This window comes from Micromonospora sp. NPDC047707, from assembly GCF_040704235.1.
Lineage (GTDB): Bacteria > Actinomycetota > Actinomycetes > Mycobacteriales > Micromonosporaceae > Micromonospora.
Genome location: NZ_JBEYSU010000147.1, coordinates 1 through 1418, shown reverse-complemented (window position 1 = coordinate 1418; position 1418 = coordinate 1). Strand labels below are relative to the sequence as shown.

Genomic DNA, 1418 nt, shown 5'->3' with positions numbered 1-1418 from the left:
CACAACCGAAAGCTCGTGAGGGGTCACCGCGACATGACACTACCGCCAGCCCTCAGCAACCCCTCAACACGCCGACCTAACAAAGCACTACTAGGGCGTGTCCTGCCGATCATGTAAGGTTGATCGTTGACGATGTGTCGGTGGTGCGTCGCGGCGAGTTGACCGATGAGGCGTGGGCGGTGATCGCGCCGCTGCTTCCCGAGCCTTGTCGGTCGCGGGGGCGGTGGCGGGATCACCGCCAAGTCATTAACGGGATCCTGTGGAAGCTGCGCACGGGGGCGCCATGGCGTGACCTGCCGGAACGGTACGGGCCGTGGAAGACCTGCCACGAACGGCTGCGCCGCTGGACTGCCGACGGCACCTGGGATCGGATCCTCGCTGCGGCGCAGGTTCACGACGACGGCACACCGGTGCAATGGACGATCAGCGTGGACTCGTCGATCGTGCGGGCGCATCAGCATGCGGCTGGCGCCCGCAAAAAGGGGGCTCCCCGGCAAGTCCGGCGACGCCTGGTGCGCAAGATGGCGAGGCCATCGGCCGGTCACGCGGAGGGCTGAGCACGAAGATCCATCTGGCCGTCGATGGACGGGGCCGACCGTTGTCGATCCTGCTCACCCCCGGCCAGGCCGGCGACAACCCGCAACTCCTCGCGCTGCTCGATGCGATTTGCGTTAACGAGCCAGGACCGGGCCGGCCCCGCAAGCGCCCAGAGCTGCTGATCGCCGACAAGGGCTACGCCCACGACTCGACCCGCCGAGCACTGCGCCAACGGGGAATTCGGCACGTCATCCCCGAACGATCCGACCAGGTCGCCCGGCGGGCTGCCAAGGGCAGCGCCGGCGGGCGGCCACCAGCCTTCGACCGGATGGTCTACAAGAAGCGCAACGTCGTGGAACGCTGCTTCAACCGCCTCAAACAATGGCGTGACTTGGCCACCAGATACGCCAAACGCGCATCTCTCTACCGGGCCAGCCTGGTCCTGATCGCGGCCATCATCTGGCTTCCGTGACCGACACCGGCTGCCCTATACGGCCACCTGGCCTGAGCTGACGAACCAGGCATTCGATCCCACATCAATCGGTTCATCGATCCATGGCTGCACGATCACGGCGATCTCTACCGTCAACGGCCACATGTCCATGACCCAACCCTCAGGCGTCACGTCAACGTGTGCGCGCAGTGGCCCAACGACCTCTGGTGGCAGGTCCCAGGACCGTTCCAGCAAGCCGTCCGCACCGAACTTCTCCACCATGTTGACCACGACCACGGCCGAACTCTAGTTGCAACTCTCGTCACCTAACTCCATGATCGGCAGGACACGCCCTAGTACTGCAACGGCAGTTATGGCGGGTAGCCGCGTTGGCGGTAGTGGCTGGTGCGGGCTTGGTGTTGGCGTCGGCGGCGCCAGCGTGACCAGG

General features: G+C 65.5%; 2 protein-coding genes. One reads left to right on the top strand and one right to left on the bottom strand.

What is annotated here, in order from left to right:
• Positions 1–143 precede the first annotated feature (143 nt).
• A protein-coding gene (locus AB0873_RS32525; RefSeq protein ID WP_366604632.1) for an IS5 family transposase occupies positions 144–1009 on the top strand; the annotation gives its coding sequence in 2 pieces (ribosomal slippage) (positions 144–477 and positions 477–1009; 867 coding nt in all).
• Between the two features lie 15 nt (positions 1010–1024).
• Here the strand turns inward: AB0873_RS32525 and AB0873_RS32520 are convergent.
• Entirely contained in the window at positions 1025–1267 is a 243-nt protein-coding gene (locus AB0873_RS32520; RefSeq protein WP_366604630.1) for a hypothetical protein, read from the bottom strand.
• Positions 1268–1418 lie beyond the last annotated feature (151 nt).